Here is a 4,164-nt window from a genome sequence, read left to right on the forward strand (position 1 = left end):
GTTCTGCATCTTTTGGATCAGCCATATGTAACTTTTTACATTTAAATGCATTTGCAACTTTTTTCAAATTTAACTGACAATTTACAGGTAAAACCGCAACATAGTAGTTCTTATCATCAGTCACTAACAATGTTTTAAAAACTTCATGCACACTTAAAGAGAGCTTCTCTGCTGCCTCTAAACCAAAATTTTTAGCGCTAGGATCATGCTGATATTCATGTGTTGAATATTCAATTTTCATTTTTTGCAGCGCTTTACATGCTGGGGTCATGATATTCCTTAAAACAAGCAGTAAAGCTATATACTACAATAGATTAGCTTCTTATTTTTAGTCGCCGATACAATACCGGTTCAATTTAAAAGGCAATACACTTAACTTAGGTTGTGAAAGCTATTGATTTAACTATATAAATAACCAACTACAAATTTAAACATAGTGAAATGACAAAACCATCAAGAATAATTCAATTAAATATCAATACCTTATATAATACTCATATTCACTTCAGCTTATTTCACTACACTCCAAAACACAATCCTTCAAGTATTTCATCGTTTTGACACTATAATGCGATGCAAACAAATTTGGCGGATCGTTAATCGAGGATAATTAAAGCCAAAAGCTGTATATTCAGGAGCTCCAATGTCATTAGAAAGTTTAAACTTACAATTATTTCACAGTATTAATGCCCCAATAACGGCATCTTCTCTAGATATATATTTTGGTATATTTATGGCGAATGATACTTTATATTTGTTGATCGTTGGCTTACTCATGACTTGGTTTCTCGGTCGATATACAAGTAAGGCCTTAGTTCTACAAGCAATCATTACAACTATAATTGCTTTACTCATTGGCTACGTAGTGTCGTTAATCTTCCCGCATCCACGCCCATTTGTCATTGATGTTGGACAAACATTGATTCCACACGCTGCAACAGCTTCCTTTCCAAGTAATCACATGTTGATTTTTAGCTCGATCGCTCTGTGTTACTTATTTGCCAAACAAACAAAAATTGGTGTTGCCTTACTTACCTTAGCATTGATGGTTGCTTGGGCCAGAATCTATGTAGGTGTTCATTTCCCTCTTGATATGCTAGGTGGATTTATCATCGCAATGCTAACGAATCTTATGGTTAGACAACTTTGGCCTCGTTACCAACAACAAATTATGGATTTAGCACTCAAAATCTACCAATTCTTTTTTGCTTTCTTTCTCAATAAAGGCATTTTTCGCTAATAGAACTAGCTAAGGCATTAAAATACTTGAACTCATGTTGTAGATCGAAGTAAAAATCTGCTCTACAACATGAAAGCAAGCCCATTTGATTTTAATTTACTTAGGCTATTTAAAGCATGTCAATAAACATCATGTGATACTCACCATATATATGCTCTAAAACGACTATAATTTCTTTGACTTTTTATATAATTACAACAAAATCAATAACTATTAGAGTTGACCTGATTTTAAGCAAAACATATGATCCCTCTGATTATCATAATTTCATACATGGTTTTAATTTTGTTTAATTTACTGCAATACGCTTTTTCAATATCTGCCCAACAAAAACGAAACTTGGGACTTATCGGCTCATCGATCTTTCTTATTGGACTCTCAGGATGTAGCAGTCTAAATAGCGGATCAATTGAAAAACGTTCTGCAAAATTATCTACAGGGATTCAAAAAGCCTATTCTGTAGCACCAGCAACTGCAAACCGTATTTCTCCAATGATTATCCAAAATGCTGAAAAGCATAATATTGACCCTATACTTCTTGCAGCAACAATACGTCAAGAATCAAGTTATCGAAGTACTGTAACCTCATCTGCAGGTGCAGTAGGTTTAACTCAAGTTATCCCTCGCTATTGGCAACAATACTGTCCTGGTGACTTATTTGATGAAAATACAAATATTCATTGTGGCAGTTATATCTTATCTAAATACTACTCTTCTGCTGGCAGTTGGTCTAAGGCACTCGCCTACTATAATGTTGGCCCAACTGGATATAACAGTAGTTGGAAAATGAAACATCAAGGCAATAAGTATGCAAGTCAGGTAAAACAACATGAGCATGCTTTAAAAAAAGCACTATAAAGTAGCTATATTAAAACCTCATCACAAAATCAATTGTGATGAGGTTTTTTAAATGACTCCGTTCATGGTGGTTTATTTTTTAGAGATATCCATAATTAAACGTGTTGTCATATATAATCGCGGCACAATACTATCTGACAAAATATATTCAGCATTACTTGAGTGCGCACCATCACCAGACATGCCCAAGCCTTCAATCACAGCTGCTGTAGATTTTGCACCAGCGAATGCTGCATCAGTCCCACCACCAGCAGCAACTTTTACCACATTGAGTGCTGATAGATTTAATTCATTTTTATAAATTAAACTCGCCTGATCAGCAAGTTGTAATGCACGTTGATTCGCCACTAAAGGGGGACGACGCACTTCAAACTTTACACTCACTTGGCTATCTGCTAGCGCCTTAATTTTAATTTTATCTTGTAAAATTTTCTCAATTTGCTCAAAGTCCTTCACCTGTAGTGCACGAACATCAGCCTGTGCTTGCGCTGAATCAGGGATGACATTACGTGTAGTCCCAGCCTTTGCAATCGTCCAATTGAGTTTTAAACCAGTCTTGGGATTTGAAAGATTTTGTAGTTGGTTTAACTGAAAAGCTAACTCTGTCAATGCATTAACCCCAGCTTCAGGGCGAACTCCGGCATGTGAAGCTTTACCTTTGACATCAAGATATGCCGCACCGATCCCACTGGTAGCTAAACGTAAACTACCATCTTGACCACCACCTTCAAATGAAAGAACAACATCTTGAGTCTTTGCTGTTTCACTAATATAAGCACGCGAAGAAGGTGAACTAATTTCCTCATCGCTATTCATCAAAACTGTGATTGTCCCGTAGTCTTGATAATTCATTTTTTTCAATAGATCTAAAACATGAATAATCGCAGCAACACCTTGCTTATCGTCAATAATTCCTAAGCCATAGACCTTATTTCCATCAATGCGAAAAGGTTGATTTTTTAGCATACCCTTTGGATAAACTGTATCCATATGAGCAATTAACATAATATTAGACTTACCCTTTCCTTTAAGGGTTGCTTTAACCATTGGCCCCATCTGTTCAGGGGTATCATCTAGCCGATAAATATCAGTGCTTTTAATTACTTCCACTGTTGCACCTGTTTGCTTTAAACGATCAGCAACATGCTGTGCAATTTGATTTAGCCCCTCAATATCACGACTACCCGACTCAATATTCACCAAATCTTTGAGTGTAGATAAATATGCTTGTTGTTCAGCAACAACTAGTTGTTTAATTTGTTGGGGTGTTGCTGCCTGTAGTGAAAGTGATGATAAAGCAAAGAAAGATCCCAAAGTAATTAAGGAAAGGTTATATGATTTCGAACGAATATAATTTTGAATCATTAAGTAATTACTCCTAGTTGTAGATCTCAAATCAACTTTTATAAAGCTATATGCTTAAAAACATGTATCACAAGTTTAGTTGTATATTAATAATATTGTGATTCAAATCGAGATGAGGTTGACTAAAGTGCAAGAACATTTGCATATTTTTACTTCTTTTCATTGATTAATATCAATAACTTTCCTCTCACCCCTTGATATGGAGCAAGAAAAAAGCCAAGGAATTAAAAACAACAACATAATAAATTTAGAAATGACAATAAAAATCGATTAATCAATACCCTTTAAATATTCAATTATTTCTTGATTTTCGGCCATTTCTGCAAGTTCTAGAGCTGTATACTGTCCTTTAAAATGTATATCTGCACCATGAGCTACCAATAACTTCACCACCTCTAAATAATTATTTTCAGCTGCAGCTTGTAAGGCACTATAGCCATCTTCATCTGTAGAATTTACATCCACACCTTGATCCAAAGCATTTTTCACCTGCTCAACATCACCTAATGATGACCAATAAACCAGCTCAGGTAGATGAAGTTCGTCATCGTTTTCAGGAATCGGAGAGAATGCATTAAGTTTCATAGATCACCACAGGAAAAGGTTTATAAAATAATAATTCTTAGTTGCTACTGTTTTCAAGCGAATTATCCCTTCACCTAGCCTCTCCCTATTCGGAAGTTAGTTAGGTAAAAATCAAA

At 35.2% G+C, this 4,164-nt stretch carries 5 protein-coding genes; 2 read left to right on the forward strand and 3 right to left on the reverse strand.

Annotation, left to right across the window (positions count from 1 at the left end; translation table 11 throughout):
• On the reverse strand, positions 1-271 hold a 271-nt coding region (locus Aru01_RS17965), incomplete at its 3' end, for a YbaK/EbsC family protein (protein ID WP_042111753.1).
• A gap of 372 nt (positions 272-643) precedes the next feature.
• On the opposite strand from Aru01_RS17965, the gene Aru01_RS17970 reads away from it, so the two are divergent.
• Together Aru01_RS17970 and Aru01_RS17975 are read left to right on the forward strand one after the other, a co-directional pair.
• Positions 644-1,240, forward strand: coding sequence for an undecaprenyl-diphosphatase (locus Aru01_RS17970; RefSeq protein WP_016656779.1), 597 nt, complete (start codon positions 644-646; stop codon positions 1,238-1,240).
• A gap of 273 nt (positions 1,241-1,513) precedes the next feature.
• A complete protein-coding gene (locus tag Aru01_RS17975) occupies positions 1,514-2,098 on the forward strand; it encodes a lytic transglycosylase domain-containing protein (RefSeq protein WP_016656780.1) in 585 nt (194 codons plus the stop codon).
• Between the two features lie 72 nt (positions 2,099-2,170).
• On the opposite strand, the gene Aru01_RS17980 is transcribed toward Aru01_RS17975, so the two are convergent.
• Both Aru01_RS17980 and Aru01_RS17985 read right to left on the reverse strand, forming a co-directional pair.
• Entirely contained in the window at positions 2,171-3,463 is a 1,293-nt protein-coding gene (locus Aru01_RS17980) for a glutamate carboxypeptidase (RefSeq protein WP_016656781.1), read from the reverse strand.
• Between the two features lie 270 nt (positions 3,464-3,733).
• Entirely contained in the window at positions 3,734-4,048 is a 315-nt protein-coding gene (locus Aru01_RS17985) for an ankyrin repeat domain-containing protein (protein ID WP_016656782.1), read from the reverse strand.
• Between the last annotated feature and the right edge of the window lie 116 nt (positions 4,049-4,164).

Source organism: Acinetobacter rudis, assembly GCF_000829675.1.
GTDB classification, from domain to species: domain Bacteria; phylum Pseudomonadota; class Gammaproteobacteria; order Pseudomonadales; family Moraxellaceae; genus Acinetobacter; species Acinetobacter rudis.

Excerpts from the sequence above, each read along its gene's own strand:
- Aru01_RS17970 (WP_016656779.1), top strand. The coding sequence starts at position 644 with ATGTCATTAGAAAGTTTAAACTTACAATTATTTCACAGTATTAATGCC.
- Aru01_RS17975 (WP_016656780.1), top strand. The coding sequence starts at position 1,514 with ATGGTTTTAATTTTGTTTAATTTACTGCAATACGCTTTTTCAATATCT.
- Aru01_RS17980 (WP_016656781.1), bottom strand. The coding sequence starts at position 3,463 with ATGATTCAAAATTATATTCGTTCGAAATCATATAACCTTTCCTTAATT.
- Aru01_RS17985 (WP_016656782.1), bottom strand. The coding sequence starts at position 4,048 with ATGAAACTTAATGCATTCTCTCCGATTCCTGAAAACGATGACGAACTT.